We start from the raw sequence: 15950 nt of genomic DNA, 5'->3' as shown, positions 1-15950 counted from the left end.
TTTCTTATAATCCACTATCCACTAAAAGGATACGTTAATTCCCAGGGTGCCAATTCGTTGCATAGGATATTCGATAACCTGGGTCTGAATGGTTTCAGGGTCGAGTGGCTTGCGAATCTTTGAGAACTCAAACAGGTTCATCCCCGCTACGAATACCTGCGCATTCGTCATTCCGATCTTGCTGATAAGGCTTTGTGGCAGGTTATAGCTAAGGGTGATATTTTTGGCTCGAATGTACCCCGCTTTTTGCAGGAAGCGCGATTGGGTCTGGACGTTCTTCTTGTCGCTGGTTGAAATGTGCGCAGCGGGGAAGTAAGCACCCCGGTTTTCCTCTGTCCAGGTATCGGTGATATAGTAATTCTCTACGTGACCAGCATTGAAGGGGTAGAACCAGGTCCAGTTGCCATTGTCAGGTGAATAGTCTGCCTGGCCAATGCCCTGGAAGAAGGCCGTAAGCCGAAAATCCTTGTAGGCAACACTGGCATTAATTCCGAAACTATACCGGGGAGTGGTGTTGCCTATGATCTTACGGTCTCCGGGGTCGGCCAGGGTGTTTTTTCCTGGGCTGATGATTCCATCCCCGTTCAGATCGGCATACTGGATGTCGCCCGGCCGCCAGTTATTACCAATCCGTGACTGGTCAGGAGCGTTCTTGACGTCTTCCTGCGACTGGAAAATACCTACTGTCTCATACCCCCAGATCTCCCCGATTTTCTGGCCTACGTAGAATATACTACTATTATTGGGCAGCGCTCCTGATGGATTCTCGAACTTGGTAATGGTTGAGGTAGCGTCAGCCAGCGCCAGTGTTACATCATAGCTCCAGTTAGTTCTGATTCTATCGCGCCAGGTCAGGGCCAGCTCCCAGCCTTTGGTGCGCAGATCAGCGGCGTTCTGCTTGGGAGCTGCCGTACCCAGAATATCCGGATACGAGACATTCATGAGCATATCCTTCGTGTCGCGGGCGAACAGGTCAAAGGAAAAATCGAGCCGACTCTTAAGCATTGTTACGTCCAGGCCAATATTTTGCGAGGTTACTGACTCCCAGGTGAGGGTAGGGCTTACGAGTCCGGCCGCGGATACAAACGGGATGGTGCTGTTGGCAAACATGTAAGGTGATTGGCCCGTACCCATCGTAGATACGTAGGGGTAGAAGTTGTTACCCAGCAACTGGTTGCCCAGTGTACCGTAGGAGGCCCGCAGCTTCAGGTTATCCAGCCAACTGGCAGTTCCCGCCATAAAGCTTTCGTTACTGATACGCCAGCCGGCCGAAATGGAGGGAAAGAAACCGAAGCGGCTGTCTTTGGGGAAACGCGAAGTTCCGTCGTACCGACCATTGAATTCGACCAGGTAACGATTGTCAAAATTGTAGGTCAGGCGGTAGAAGGCTCCCCGCAGGGCTACATGCGATTGGCTTCCGAAGGATTGCTGCACACCGGTTGTTGCGTTGATGTCCGTAACCTGGGGTGTGATCAGCGCACGGGCCATAGCCCCTACGTAACGGTTCTGGCCCCGCTCCTGGTTAAAACCCACCAGGGCAGTCACGTTATGTTTGCCAAGTTTTTGCAGCGTATATTCGGCAAAGGCATTTAATACGTAATACTGGTTGTAATCATTGTTGTTTCTGATCCAGTCATCCCCGCTAAAACCATTGCTGATGGGGTTGGCCGCCAACAGGTTGGCATCAACGATTTCTACCTTACTCTGTACATCCTGATGGATGTTGTTGAAGATATTGTAGGAGAAGTTACCAATCACTTTTAACCCCTTCAACGGGGTCAGCGTTACGCCCTGGGTGAGCCAGATGTCATTTCTGGTGAAGGTTTCGCGGCCACCATTCAACAGGTAGGGAAAGAAGTTGGTGCCACCGAAGTACTTGCCAATGTAGGGGGCGTATTTGTCGCGGTCACCCGGAGTGACGTAATACTCAAGGTCCGGAAACTGGATGGGTTGAATAGGGTTCACCCGCGCCAGCGAATTAATGTTCACGTCCCAGTTGTAGAAGTGGGGCTTATTGCTGTTCTGTGAATTAAATATTACCTTTTCATCAAAGCTCAACCAGTCGTTAACTTTGAAGTCAGCCTTCATCAGGACGTTGTAGCGCTTGAACTTCTCGTTGTTCTCGCGCAGGTAGCCATCCTTGCTGAAACGACCCAGCGAAAAGAAGAATTTTGACTTATCTGAACCACCGGAGATGGACAAATCCTGCTGATCGGTGGGGGCGTAGTCGGTCATTATTTTTTCCTGGTACCGGTTATAGCCATAGTACTGAAGTGCCCCATTTACCACGCCCCATTCGTTAGCCGGGATCGGGTTTTCAGAGTATTTCTTGACCGCCGCAACAAAGTCTTCGTTATACGACGGGTTGCCGTTGGTCCTTATGTTAGCTCTGTTCCGGGCGAGTACAAACTGGTAGGGATCCGTCACCACATCCATGTTGAAGATGGGCTTGGCCAGCGAAGTTTGCGCGCCGAAATTGACCTGTACCTTGCCCGATTTTCCGCTTTTGGTAGTAACAAGTACCACACCAAAAGCGGCCCGTGCTCCGTATACAGCTGCCGCTGAGGCATCTTTCAACACACTGATGCTTTCAATATCGTTGGGATTGATGCGGTTAATGTCCATCGGGACGTTATCAACCAGAATTAAAGGACTACCTCCATTGATTGACTGGTATCCCCGGATATTAAACGTGGTAGCCTGGGCAGGGTCACCATTCCGGATGCCGACGTTCAGGTTGGGAATTACGCCCTGTAAGCCTTCGCCCGCATTAGCGATAGGACGATTTTCGAGCCGCTTGGAATCGGCCACGCCCACGGCACCGGTCAGGTTGACTTTTTCCTGGGTACCATAGCCTACCACCACCACCTCATTCAGTACCTTGTCTTCCACATTCAGACTCAGGTTGATTGTGCTTAGATTGCCTACTACTATTTCCTGAGAGGTATATCCCACAAAGCTAAAAACCAGGATCGTGTTATTCTCCGGCACATCCAGTTGAAACTGACCATCACCATTGGTGGTAGTCCCGCGTGTAGTGCCTTTGATCACTACGCTCACTCCGGGCAAACCAGCACCCGTGTCGTCGGTAACCTTACCAGATATGAGTCTTTTGGGCGTTCGGAAAATGCTTTCGCGAGGGGCATGGTTACTTTCGTCATTGGCTACGGCAGCCCCTCCGGTAAGCAACATAGAAAGCATCAGCGAAGTAGCCACTAAGCGCGTACTCCTGCGGAGTAACGGGCTGCAGTACGGTACATGTTTTTTCATGATTCTACTGGTAAATTAGGTGAGCAATAAGTACTGGAATTACTACCCGATCGGGTAGGTACTGGAAGAATAGGTAAGGAATGATGTCGTAAAGTACTCAGTTCAGAAAGGAGCTGGATGTACTGTGTTACAGCTAGTTGATCAGCAGGTTAGTCTTGTATGCTCCTTTTGAATTATTACTACCGGGAGGCTCCATTGAATCAGGAGCCTTTGATTTTAGATCGTAAATGCGTGAACCAGAAAATGCAAGGTCCCTCTTTGCCAGCTTCCTATTTACTTTGATTTGAAAGGCTAGTCAGGTACTGGGGGTATAGATATCTAAGAATGTAACCTTCGGGTAATATCCAGGCACCTATAAATAAATTTGTCAGTCAAAGTCTGTATTTAGTTACATCTACCGATGCCTTTGGAAGAATTTAAAAAAGATTATAAATATTTTTAACCGACAGCTTACTAAGGCTGTAACGATTGATAATCAGCGATAAGCATGTGCCTGGTTCAGAATACAGATAGGGTACTTTAATTCTACTATAATAAATGCCTCTACTCAACTAAATCATCATAATCTGGAAAAGAAAAGGAGTCAGAGACACCTGGCCCTGACTCCTTTGTCAGTTTTGATTCTAGCCATGCCTAATGCTGTATTTCGTGTCCGGGCCATGCTAGTGCTCCGTCCATTTTCTTTGATCGGGTAAGGGGACAGCATCCACTCTCTTTCCCCTTTGCATAGGTAATTTGGACTAGGTTTCATTCAGCCTTAACATACATTTCCTGTTCTGGAAGAAAATCCTTTATAAATTGCCGACTACCCGGTATAGCATCAACTTTTACGTATTTCTTCATTCCTAAACCAGCCCATGAATTCAAGAAGAGATTTTATAAAAAAGGCCGCCCTCCTGTCAACGGGACTGTCCGGTATCCTGCCTGAATCAATCCAGCGAGCCTATGTGATAGACCCGCCAGCGGGTACTACCTATCTGGATGCCGAGCACGTAGTCATTCTGATGCAGGAAAACCGCTCCTTTGATCATACCTATGGTACCCTGCAGGGCGTCCGGGGCTTCAACGATCCGCGGGCCATTGATCTACCCAACAAGAATAAAGTATGGCTTCAGTCCAACGCTAAGGGTGAAACCTATGCGCCCTTCCGACTCAACATTAAGGATACCAAAGCGACCTGGATGAGCGCGTTACCGCACTCATGGGAAAACCAGGTAGATGCGCGTAATGAGGGGAAATACGACGGATGGCTGGAAGCTAAGAAATCGGGGAATCGGGAGTATGCTAAAATGCCACTTACCCTGGGGTACTACGACCGGCAGGACATCCCCTTTTACTACGCCCTGGCGGATGCCTTTACGGTCTGTGATCAGAACTTCTGTTCTTCGCTGACGGGTACGACTCCCAATCGCCTGTACCTATGGACGGGTACCGCCCGTGACCCACGTGATCCCAACGCCATCGCCAATGTCCGCAACGAAAATGTTACCTACCGATCAGAAGCCAGCTGGAAAACCTTTCCCGAGCGGTTAGAGGAGCAGGGGATTTCGTGGCAGATTTACCAGAATGAAATCAGTATAGATACAGGCCTGACGGGTGAAGAGGATAGCTGGCTGGCTAACTTCACCGATAATCCCATCGAGTGGTTTTCGCAGTACCGGGTTCGCTTTCATCCGGCCTACTATGCGTACATCAAAGAGGAGTCGGCCGTATTGCCGGACCGGATCGGAAAATTGGAAAAGAAGCTGGAAGGTCTGAAAGAGGGAGATGAAGACTACGCAAGTACCCGAAGAGATTTGAATCGGCAGAAGGCCTGGTTAGAAACCGTCAAACGTGAGCTGGTGGAGTACGCCCCGGAAAAGTTTGAAGCCTTGTCGCAGCGTGAAAAAAATATTCATAAGAAAGCGTTTTCCACCAACACGGGTGATCCGGATTACCGCGAACTGGAGTCGATGGTCTATCAGGATGGTGATACTGAGCGGCGCATGAAGGTACCCAAGGGGGATGTGCTGCACCAGTTCCGGTCGGATGTAGAGAACAAAAAACTACCGACCGTATCCTGGATCGTAGCTCCCGAAAACTTTTCTGACCATCCGGGCGCTCCCTGGTACGGGGCCTGGTACCTGTCGGAAGTTATGGACATCCTGACCAAAGATCCCGAAGTCTGGAAAAAGACCATATTCATCCTGGCCTACGACGAAAACGATGGGTACTTTGACCACGTTCCCCCCTTTGTGCCTCCCCATCCCGACCAGCCCGAAACCGGCCTGACCAGTAAAGGTATCGACACCCGGTCTGAATTTGTCACCCAGGAGCAGGAAAGTCGGCGCAGTAATGGTGGGCGTACCGGACCGATTGGGCTTGGCTTCCGGGTACCGCTGGTCGTTGCATCACCCTGGAGTAGAGGAGGGTATGTCTGTTCCGAGGTATTTGATCACACCTCGGTACTGCAGTTTCTGGAGCGCTTCCTGAGCCACAAGAAGGGGGCACCCGTTGAGGAAAAAAACATCAACAGCTGGCGGCGCACTGTCTGTGGTGATCTGACATCGGTATTTCGTCCCTATCAGGGGGAGAAGATAGCCTTACCAGCCTTTGTGAAGAAAAAACCGTTCATAGAGAGCATCCACAAGGCCCAGTTCAAAGAGGTACCTACGGGCTTTAAGGTACTTAGCCCGCAGGAAATCGCTCAGATCAATACCAGTCCGACCACGGCACCTTACATGCCCCGACAGGAAAAGGGCGTTCGGCCTGCGTGTGCCCTGCCGTACGAGCTATACGCTGACAGCCGCTGGCAGCAGGGGCAGCTTGAGCTGACCCTGGCAGCCCGCAACGAGGTATTTGGTAAACAAGCCCTGGGAGCTCCGTTTCAGGTGTACCAGATCTTTGATAACGACCTGCGCGTTCGCTCCTACGCCGTCGCCGCCGGAGATACCCTTGTTGATACGTGGAAGGAAGAGTACCATCTGCGGGTATACGGGCCCAATGGCTTCTATCGTGAATTCAAAGGCGGGAGTCAGCAACCGGCCATCCAGGTATCGTGCCAGTACAAGCAGGGTACTAACCGTCAGTTTACCGGAAACGTACTACTGAAACTAATTAATCATGATCCCGGCCGTGCGTATCAAATCAGGATTACAGATAATGCCTACCATGCCAAGCCCCAGCGACTTGAGCTGTCCAAAGTCGGTAGCAGAGGCTCCGAGCTAACGGTTGAGCTGGATCTAAAAAAGAGTTTCCAATGGTACGATTTCACCGTTGGGGTTGAAGGATTTGACCACTTTCATTGTAGCTACGCCGGACGGGTTGAGACTGGAAAAGGGGGCTGGAGTGATCCACAGATGGGTGGCACCGTAATTTAAAAAGCTACTATTTGATGTATGCCTGCCGTGAGCGGGACTGGTTATTACGATACATTATTGAAGAATGCTATGGAAGTAGTCTAACATCAACCTGTTAGCTACTTTCGTAGCATTCTGTTTTTCAAACAACTCTACTTTATAGTTACATGGATTCATGCCGACAAAACCAGAACATGGTATCTTTTATCCTTTTTATCAATCACAGGTAGTTGAACAGGCAGATCTTTCCCCACAGCATCAATGGTATTAGTAGTTGGTCAAGCTACAAGAAAAGACTGGTATTATGAATCGTTCGGAAATTTAATGCATACTCATTAACATCTTAAAAAGCAGTAAATAGATGGTCTAATTATTGCTCCAAATTTTAGCAAGCTACGGTACGTAGTTTTTTAGAATAACACACGCTGCTTCACATTATATACGCACTGCTTAAAAGCGAGAGGGGCTAACTGTATGCTCAGTTTAGCTTCATTGATTCAACCTGACTTATTTTTGTACTCTATCCATACAAATGGATCATTGGGAAAGGTATGCCCTCATTAACCTAATGGCTAATTCAGCGTATAGGACTACTAAACACGAAATGGTACATAGTATTTTAGGCTTTTTCCTATTGATGACCTGATTAACTAGTATAGTATTAACTAAAAAATTTGCCTATGGATAAAACAGTATACAAGTAAATGAAGCCCGAATTTTGAATTTGGTGGTAGTAGTTTACTGCCATCTAAATGCCTCAGATGCTGCGCTTTTAGCCTTGGTGTAGCACCAGAAACCTTATAAGGCCAACCTGATTGATTTAACCCATAAATGAAAATTGAATGGTAATAATATACACCGTATATCTGTTATCGTCAAAAAGTAACTCCTCTGCTTTACTATGAAAGATAAGAATATTGCTGGCTTGATAGCTCTGTTTTTGGGTGGGCTAGGTCTCCACCGCTTTTACCTGGGGCAACCTGTGCTTGCCGTTTTTTACCTGCTGTTTTGCTGGACATTCATTCCTGTTATTTTAGGATTTATTGATGCGCTGGTGTTTTTCAGTGAATCCAGAAAATCATTTGATGTTAAGTACAACAACGGGGCTTACTCTATGAATTCAGGTAACCCGCTCTCCATGCGTGCATCTAAGGAGGCACGTTTGAGTAGCCTACTTGATGAAACGGATATCCGCCCCGAAGAAAGCGCAGCTTCAGGTGCAATTCGGGGACGATCAGGAAGGAGAGCCATTTCCAGAACAACCGCTTTGTACTACAATGGAGAGAAGGTGGCCTACGTACCGGGGAAATACTCTTTTACCGTTACGAACGTGAATACCACAGAAGATTTACAGTAACAGAAGTCTGAGTGGTCTAGTTTTTAAAACTCCCACAAGGGCTTCCATGTATAAGTATAAAGCCCCACACCAAGTGGGGCTTTATTATTTAGTACAAATACTGGTTCATATAACATACCGCCTGATAAGTTTCACTTGTAGAACCTTATCAATAGCTAATGTGCTTATATGGAGACAGTAGCGAATATGAACAGAAGGAATAACAGCAGAAAAGTAAAAAATGCTATTTTCTCTGTCTGGTGTGCGGTAATAGGTAGCTTAGGATGATAGCCAGTAAGTAAAGACTGGCGAAAGTCTGACTGAATCACTTTTTTCACGATCCTGGAATTAAAGTATTTATAGATAGGAGATCCTTTCGCAGGTAGTCTTAAAAGTCAAAGTTACCTATGGTAACAAATAGTACAAATTCAAGATTTAAGAAGCTGTAGGATAGATCAAAATAGGTTGCTTCAAAATCTATACCTGCTGCAAATGACTTAGTTGATGGGGAAATGTTTTCTCAGCTATTGCGTATATACCCCACATTGACTTACAGGCATAGGATGAATGTATGTCAACAACGCTGATTTTGATAAGTCCCTACTGCTGGCACGCTAATTACAGGAAGAAGTGAGCTAAGCACCAATAGTACCCGACTAATCCATACCTATTAATGATAAAACACTACTGTATCCCACCATTTAAAAATTATATAGGAAAAGGCCTCCTGTCTGTAGGAGGCACTTCCACTTTATTCTCTATACCACTTGTAAGCGCCGAATACTAGTGCCTACTGTTAGTTATTAACAAATACCGACAGGGCAAATAGTCGCTTACCTATTGGAGATGATTTGTAGCTGCGCATCAGCAAACTCCTCCCGTTAGTACCTCACTGTTTCGTCCGGTTTCATCTATTAGCCAGTATAAATAGTTCTGTTCATTAACATTAAGGAATCCACACCGGGAGTTCCTGCTATCGTATTTAAAAGGGAAACCATGAATAGATGTATATTGCTGGTAGTAAGTATGCTGTCGTTGGCAGCTCAGGCCCAGGAGCTTCACAAGGAGCCCAATGATCTTGACTTCAATTTTACCGGAGCTCGTAAAGCCATTACTCCCAGCAACTCCCTCTCTACCAATTCTTCAAACGAACAATCCACTACCGGACCGGCAAGTGCTGACAAAGAAGAAGTTAAAAATAAAGATTTTGGCTGGCGTACTACCCGATTTCAGGTAGAAGCAGGCACATATCTAGCGCAAACCTCCGGCCAGCTTCAACCATTCTGGTTCAGAACCAATCAGTTTGGTACGGCTCCAAAAGGTCCCGTTGCGGCTACTTTACGGGGTAGTATCCATACCGGCTACCGCTCTCAGCCTGTGACAAGTACCTGGGATTGGGGGAAGCTTGACTTTGGATATGGGGTAGAGGTAGTACTCAACACATCAACTAATCATACACAGGTACTGCTGCCCCAGGCCTACGCCAAGATGCGTCTGGGCCCTCTGGAATTATACGGAGGTCGTCGCCGTGAGGTAGTGGGACTGATGGACACCTTGTTGACCTCGGGGTCTTACATCTGGTCAGGTAATGCCCTGCCCATTCCTAAAATAGAACTGAGCATACCCGAGTACTGGCCCGCCCGTTCCTTTGTAGGTTTTAAGGGTAATTTCTCCCATGGCTTCTTCGAAAACTCGCGTCCCTTCGTCCAGGGAGCTATGCTGCACCAGAAGTCGCTGTATGTGCGGCTGGGAAAGTCGAATAGTCGCGTGAGGCTTTACGGCGGATTCAACCATCAGGTACAGTGGGGGGGGCGCTCTCCTTTCTTCTCATCGGAAGGGGAGCTGCCAGACAATATGCTGGCTTACATGTATGTACTGTCAGCCAAGAGTGTACGGGGCGACTCACTTAAATTCGGTAACAGCTTTGACGGGGGTAACCGCGTGGGCAACCACCTGGGATCATTTGATGGGGCAGTGGAATTAAATTTTGCCCGGTCGTCGCTGCTATTTTACCGGCAAAGCATTTATGAAGATGGTTCATTGTTTCTGTTGACAAGTGTTGCCGATGGGCTTCACGGGGTCAGCTGGCAGAACCGCAGCCGCTACCGGAACGGGGTATCACTACAACGGCTGACCGTTGAGTATCTGCATACAATGAGTCAGGGAGGATCTGTTTTTCAGGATTATCCGGCCAAACTCCGTGGGCGTGACAACTACTTCAATCACGGGCAGTACCGCGATGGATGGTCGTACTTTGGCCGGACTGTAGGTACTCCTTTTATAACCTCCAATCAGGATCTTGGTCAAAACGTACCGCCAGCCGGAGGAGCCTTTACCAGCAACAACCGGGTGCAGGTCCTGCACATGGGAGCAGCAGGACGTTTTTCACAGGCGGTGAGCTTCCTGGGCAAGGTATCTTACTCGCGCAATGCAGGTACCTATGATGTAGGGTTTCAGCCCATGCTACCCCAACTCTCCGCCTATCTGAGCGTGGGGGCGGACCTGGCATTTCTGGAGGGAGTACAGGTAAGTGGTGCCGTAGGCTGGGATAAAGGTCAACTGCTCGACGACGCCCTGGGACTTCACCTGCGCATCAGGAAGACCTGGACCGACCGCTATAAGCGGGACATCGTCCAGAACAACCAGGACTCACAAAAGAAATTCACCAAGCGCTAATACATGTCATAGAATAAGCAGAAAGGCCTGGATGATCATCCAGGCCCTTCTGCATTGTATAATGGTACATTAACTTAATCCGCCTGCTCCAGGAGTGACGACTGGGCCTTATTTATTACTCTGGCAGGGGTTGAGTACTTCGGGTAGTACTCTTTATACCCAAGGATATTTGCTACGAAACGCAGAAAGTGGTAGGACATCGTATTGGTCTTTGTGGGAAGGCCTTCTACTTTCATATCGTATGCTTCTGCCAATACCACCTGCTGTAAATAGGGGATGTCTTCATCCACTGTCAGCTGTCCATCATTGCATAAGCCGACCAGTTGTTCCAGCAGTACTTCTGTGTTCAGTGCCGGTTCAATGGTCACTACCGCCTGTACCTCCTCCCAGGTAGGGTTCCACCACTGGTGTTGCTGACCTTTCGGGATAATCAGGGTGTCCCCTGGCTGGAGATGATGAGTATATCCGTTACACTCAACCGTCAGTTTGCCCGCCTCTACCCGTATGCATTCAGTTTGGTAGCTGTGGTAATGACGCATTATCCTCCTTGATTTGGGGGCGATATTCCACCTGTACTGCAGATATCTCCCTTCAGTATCTACTGACGTTTTCAGCCACAGGATTCGTTCACCCGTTACTGTATTCTCAAGAATCTCACCTGCTGTTGCCATGCCTATTACTAGCTTTTTTGAGTATACCATTCAGAAAATTACAGCCAGCCGTGCACCTGGAGCTATGCCGCGGGTAGCAGAACGTACTCAGCCTACTCTCTTCCCGGGCAGGTATAGCGACTGCAGGTTACTATAATCTTCCAGCCTAATGAGTACAGGTAGGGGTGAATGGTTGGAAGTGTCAGGTAGATGATCAGGAATTAACCTCTCCTTTGGCAGCAGGCCCACTGCTGTTGCTGTGCAAGAGGATTGTCGGCGATTGATACGTCCAGGTGTGGTTAATCGATGTTGTATATGCTGACGTTTATAATCATACGTCAACGAATTTCCCGCTCCGATCAGCAATGCCCCTCGTACTGAATAAGGATAAAGCCATAAAAAGGGCTAGAAAATCTCATATAAGTAACCGTTGGTGTCCTAATCATGAACTAAGGAACCTGTATGTAGAGCTATTAAATCTACCTGTGCGGTTGTATAACGTATATTACTTATATTTGCTCAACCTCTATCGATACCTGGTACATATATTAGCCATCAAAAATGTAATCAAACCCCCTCCTGAACTATGAAGAAGATTAAGATTGTGATTGTTGAAAATGATGAGGATGAACGCTTCTTCATGAAGCAAGGCTTTGAAGGCTCCGGTGTGTTTGAACTGGTTGGACAGCTAACCAATGGAGATGATCTCCTTGAGTGGCTGGAAACGAATCGCACCGCCTTGCCTGATGTCATACTGTCGGACCTGAACATGCCCGGGAAAAATGGCTACGACATCCTCGATTATATTAATGCTAATCCGGACTACTCCAAGGTACCTGTCATTGTTACGTCCTGTTCAACGCTGAATAGCACGATCAACCGATGCATTGCCAAAGGAGCCGCGGACTTTGTTCCCAAGCCGGAGACACTTTTAGAGTACGAGCCTTTTGTACATTCACTGCATCATCAGATCCGGCAGAAACAGCTGGTAAAGTAAGCGCGGTGGCTACCTGAATGACAGGTGGCGGTACCTTTACAATATATACCTCTGCATACAGGCAGAACTAGGGTGTAGATCTGATCCTGCACCACGGTCTTTCTATTGTCTGTTCCCATTCACTATCCAGCCGTATCCGCTGGATAGTGAGCCCCTGGGCCTGCGTCAACAGTAGAAAATTCAACAACCTTTAAGTAAATACTCTTAAACTCCGCTTTACTATATAGTTATTGTATAAATCCACATCAATGGCTGTATAAGACTCTACCCTCCTTAGATCATTACTGTTGTTTAATCTTAACTTTAATCAGCTCTATGAATCGGGGACTACTTCCAAAATCAAGAGTAAAAGACAACGTATTTTTTGTTCTTGCCTTTTCTGGCTGGATTGGCATTGCCAGTCTACTATTTAGCGACGAAGAAGTACTTAAAATCAATAATCGCTTCCTGAATAAAGGAGTAGTGGGTAATACGGCTATCTTGGAGGGCTCTATTGACACCGATGATGATGTAATGTTATTTCTGGGGGACTCTCAACCCATACCGATCAGGAACGGGCGCTTTATTTGTAAAGTGGCTCTGCCCGATTCGGTTAATGTTTTTGACATCCGTGCTGTACATAGCAGCGGTATACTCGTAGATTCCAAATCCATTACAGTGGTTCGGAAGCCTGATACTTCCATCATGCCGGTAATGGAAATCGGCCTTTTGAATGATTTTGAAAGTAGGGAAGCGTTGAGCGAGTAGCCTGTCAACGGCAATGTACTTACGCAAATGCGGGTACTAGGTAGCATTACGTCAGGGCTGCCTGCCCGTACCGGTGGTGGTCAAAAGAGGGAACCGGCAACCAATGGCTACTGGCTCCCTATATTCTACCACAAGAAAACACGCTTATGCATGCTTCCACTACTAAGTCCCAAAAATCTATTCCAGAAGTAGTTACCTCTGCATACTGTTTTTCTGAAATACTGTTTTGATAGTAGAGTCAGGCTACTTTCCCGTTGCATAAAGTTGGGCTCAGGCTATGCCCGGTTATAAGGAATCCCCGCCTGAGACCTACACCTGCCGCTATAGTTCCAAATTTCATAGAACTTAAAGCAAACATCCTCCGATGTAATCCACTGGAATTACATCGGAGGATGTTTGTTATGTGATAGGGGAGTACCTACATGTTAATCGGTCCGGTATAGAGCAGGTACTTGTATGTCAGAATCCCTATCTAAAAGTTTTAGCCTGTACCTTATAACCTGGCTTATCTTCGTACCAATCTTTCTTCTGAGAGCCTCCGCTCAGGGCCCAGTCGGCAAAGAACAGATAGGCATCGGTGATAGGTACTGACTCGGCCGGGTAGTTGAACTCTACGGGTAGCTCAATCGCCCACGGCAGGTTGCCCTCGGTGCGGTAGTAGCGGCCTGAGCCAGGCTTGGAAGTATCTTTGAGGGAGCCAAAGCGGCTGGTGTTCACCTTGGCCGTAGGGGCAAAGTTGCCCAGATGCACCTCTACTTCCCGCTTACCATCCACGATGATGAACGGGTTGATCTTCTCCTGACTTACCTTGGCCGGATCCAGTGGTGTTGCAAAGCGTATTACAATGTTGAGCTGCCCGGGAGTACCTACTGGATTGGCCTTTACCGTGTTGAACATAGAACCTGCCGAGCGCTTGATCAATGACTCGGGTGAATCATAAGCAACGATAACGGCTTTGGGTTGTTCGGCTTCGGTCTTGTTGGGGGCCAGCTGTACGTACCCCTTGGTATGGCTGTAACCCGATACGCTGGCGACCTCGCTGCTGCTGACGCCGTCGAGCTGGAAGCCGAAGCCATTGTCATAGGCGGCACCGATGGCCCGGATGATAATCTGGTTATGAAGCTCAATCACTTTGTTGTCGGCGTTGAATACGCGGGTAATGCGGGAGTTGATCACCAGGTCGTTGAAATCGTAGTCACCCTGAGCCGGCCACAGGTCCTCGAAGCCGTAGGTGGCCCAGCCGGTAGCCGAAGGGTAATAGCTCTGGTACACACGGTTGGGGTCGGTAGGGTAATCGTCCTGTGCATCGGCTACGCCGTCTTTATCGGTATCAACCAGGGTGGGAGTACCAAAGCCCTCCGGATTACAAGCTGATTTGGGCACGAAACTGCCTGTACAACTCAGGTAGCTGCCGGTAATGCGGGAGCTGTTCTGTTCCACTCCATTGGCGTCACAAAGCACCACGGCTCCTGACATAGCGGCACTTCCCGTGAGCTTTGACTGACCCGAAACCTTTACAACCGAGCTGGAGCCACTACCGGTAATGGTACCGTTGAGGTTGATATCGCGGGTGCTGAGCATAGCGCCGTCGGCCAGTTTCAGGCTGCTGTTGCCGGTGATGGTTGTTTCGCCATCTACCTTGATGTATCCCCGGTTAACGAAGTTGTTGTTGGTCTTGAACTCATCACCTACATACAGGTTACAATTGTTTTCGTTGATAGAGCTGCCTTCGGCCTGGTACTTATCATCCACGATCATGATGTTGTTGTTGACAAAATGACGGTTGTTGCTGAAGGTACCTTTAACGTGAAGCTCACCGTTGTTCACAAAGGTATTGGTATTGTTATTGCTGACCGTGAAGTTACCGTTCACCAGTATTTTGCCATGGTTCTCAAAGGAGCCTCCCATGGAGATTTTATCTGCCATGGTAAGGGACTGAGAGTAATTGTACACCTTGGTACTGGGTGTGTTGCCTACGATGTCCAGTAGCTCAACAATTGATCCTTCCAGGAAGTACACTTTCCCGTTGTTGTTATTCAGATTGATCTTCAGCCCGGTAGCGGTACCACATATACGTAGCTCACCCCCCCTCATGGTGATGGTGCCGCTGTAGGTACCTTTGAGGCTTACTATTTCCCCCTCATTGATGGTAATATTACTCTTGTGATTGGTATAGGGCTTGGTTACTCCTGTCGCACAGTCAAGGCCGGAATTGGCCTGCATACGCAAAGCCAGCGTTGGAGTAGTGGTTTTGAATTCGGCAGAAATGTAGCTGTCGACCTTTACTTTCTTGACTTCCGAAGCGCCGTAGGCATTGATCTTCTCGATGTATAGCTCAGTCAGCGGAGCCGGGGCCCTGAATTCCAGCTTCAGACTCTGGTCGGAGGCGGTGATGCCTGAGGCCAGTACCTCACCTACTGTAGGCAGATCATTGTAGACATTGATCCGGATTCGTTCACCGGCAAAGGAGGGACTGCCTGCCTTAATATTCAGCTGGATGTCGCGGGTGGACTTAAAATCAAAACTATCGTTGACTTTCATGTCCTGAATGACTACCTGTGTCTGGTTGCGGGTGGGATCCAGGTGCTTGGGGATACAGCCAGAAAATAGAAGTACCAGGAGGTACAGGTACGCTTGTGTGGGGATAGTGCGCATAAATTGTGGTTGAATAATTAACAGTTAGAGGTAGAGTTAACCCTTTAAAACGTTAATTTTTAAGCAAGAATCGAGCCAGTTAGTAAGTACTTTAGAGGCTGGACGAGTCTGGTTTATCAACCGGAAATGCGCTGAAATATGAGCAATAAGTACCCTTTATAACAAAGAAAAACCTGAGGTAGGGTAAGCCTGTTAAGAAGCTCACTTTACCTCAGGTCATATCAATAGTAGGCTCACTAAGACTACTACCGTTTCCTACTTACTTAGGTTATCGGATCTAT

8 protein-coding genes are annotated in these 15950 nt (G+C 48.0%); 5 read left to right on the top strand and 3 right to left on the bottom strand.

Annotation, left to right across the window (positions count from 1 at the left end; all coding sequences use genetic code 11):
* Window positions 1-21: 21 nt before the first annotated feature.
* Window positions 22-3270: a SusC/RagA family TonB-linked outer membrane protein gene (locus JTN23_RS14455; RefSeq protein WP_247235564.1), complete on the bottom strand. Its 3249-nt coding sequence runs from the start codon at window positions 3268-3270 to the stop codon at window positions 22-24.
* 857 nt (window positions 3271-4127) lie between these two features.
* Between JTN23_RS14455 and JTN23_RS14450 the strand changes: the two genes are divergently transcribed.
* The 3 genes from JTN23_RS14450 (at window position 4128) to JTN23_RS14440 (ending at window position 10620) form a co-directional block, all read left to right on the top strand.
* Entirely contained in the window at window positions 4128-6629 is a 2502-nt protein-coding gene (locus JTN23_RS14450) for a phosphocholine-specific phospholipase C (RefSeq protein WP_247235563.1), read from the top strand.
* 880 nt (window positions 6630-7509) lie between these two features.
* Entirely contained in the window at window positions 7510-7965 is a 456-nt protein-coding gene (locus tag JTN23_RS14445; protein WP_247235562.1) for a TM2 domain-containing protein, read from the top strand.
* Window positions 7966-8940: 975 nt separating this feature from the next.
* Window positions 8941-10620, top strand: a complete 1680-nt coding sequence (locus tag JTN23_RS14440; protein ID WP_247235561.1) for a capsule assembly Wzi family protein — start codon at window positions 8941-8943, stop codon at window positions 10618-10620.
* Between the two features lie 74 nt (window positions 10621-10694).
* Here the strand turns inward: JTN23_RS14440 and JTN23_RS14435 are convergent, their stop codons facing one another.
* Window positions 10695-11291: a cupin domain-containing protein gene (locus tag JTN23_RS14435; RefSeq protein ID WP_247235560.1), complete on the bottom strand. Its 597-nt coding sequence runs from the start codon at window positions 11289-11291 to the stop codon at window positions 10695-10697.
* 565 nt (window positions 11292-11856) lie between these two features.
* On the opposite strand from JTN23_RS14435, the gene JTN23_RS14430 reads away from it, so the two are divergent.
* Both JTN23_RS14430 and JTN23_RS14425 read left to right on the top strand, forming a co-directional pair.
* Window positions 11857-12267 (top strand): response regulator, encoded by a 411-nt coding sequence (locus JTN23_RS14430; RefSeq protein WP_247235559.1) that lies wholly within the window; start codon window positions 11857-11859, stop codon window positions 12265-12267.
* Window positions 12268-12582: 315 nt separating this feature from the next.
* Window positions 12583-13014, top strand: a complete 432-nt coding sequence (locus JTN23_RS14425; RefSeq protein WP_247235558.1) for a hypothetical protein — start codon at window positions 12583-12585, stop codon at window positions 13012-13014.
* Window positions 13015-13482: 468 nt separating this feature from the next.
* Here the strand turns inward: JTN23_RS14425 and JTN23_RS14420 are convergent, their stop codons facing one another.
* Window positions 13483-15669, bottom strand: coding sequence for an LruC domain-containing protein (locus JTN23_RS14420; protein ID WP_247235557.1), 2187 nt, complete (start codon window positions 15667-15669; stop codon window positions 13483-13485).
* Window positions 15670-15950: the final 281 nt, after the last annotated feature.

This window comes from Telluribacter roseus, assembly GCF_017355915.2.
GTDB lineage: Bacteria > Bacteroidota > Bacteroidia > Cytophagales > Spirosomataceae > Telluribacter.
This window is presented reverse-complemented; position numbering and strand designations above follow the sequence as displayed.

What these genes read in the sequence shown, in the direction of transcription:
- JTN23_RS14455 (WP_247235564.1), bottom strand. Translation starts at nt 3,270, where the DNA reads ATGAAAAAACATGTACCGTACTGCAGCCCGTTACTCCGCAGGAGTACG.
- JTN23_RS14450 (WP_247235563.1), top strand. Translation starts at nt 4,128, where the DNA reads ATGAATTCAAGAAGAGATTTTATAAAAAAGGCCGCCCTCCTGTCAACG.
- JTN23_RS14445 (WP_247235562.1), top strand. Translation starts at nt 7,510, where the DNA reads ATGAAAGATAAGAATATTGCTGGCTTGATAGCTCTGTTTTTGGGTGGG.
- JTN23_RS14440 (WP_247235561.1), top strand. Translation starts at nt 8,941, where the DNA reads ATGAATAGATGTATATTGCTGGTAGTAAGTATGCTGTCGTTGGCAGCT.
- JTN23_RS14435 (WP_247235560.1), bottom strand. Translation starts at nt 11,291, where the DNA reads ATGGCAACAGCAGGTGAGATTCTTGAGAATACAGTAACGGGTGAACGA.
- JTN23_RS14430 (WP_247235559.1), top strand. Translation starts at nt 11,857, where the DNA reads ATGAAGAAGATTAAGATTGTGATTGTTGAAAATGATGAGGATGAACGC.
- JTN23_RS14425 (WP_247235558.1), top strand. Translation starts at nt 12,583, where the DNA reads ATGAATCGGGGACTACTTCCAAAATCAAGAGTAAAAGACAACGTATTT.
- JTN23_RS14420 (WP_247235557.1), bottom strand. Translation starts at nt 15,669, where the DNA reads ATGCGCACTATCCCCACACAAGCGTACCTGTACCTCCTGGTACTTCTA.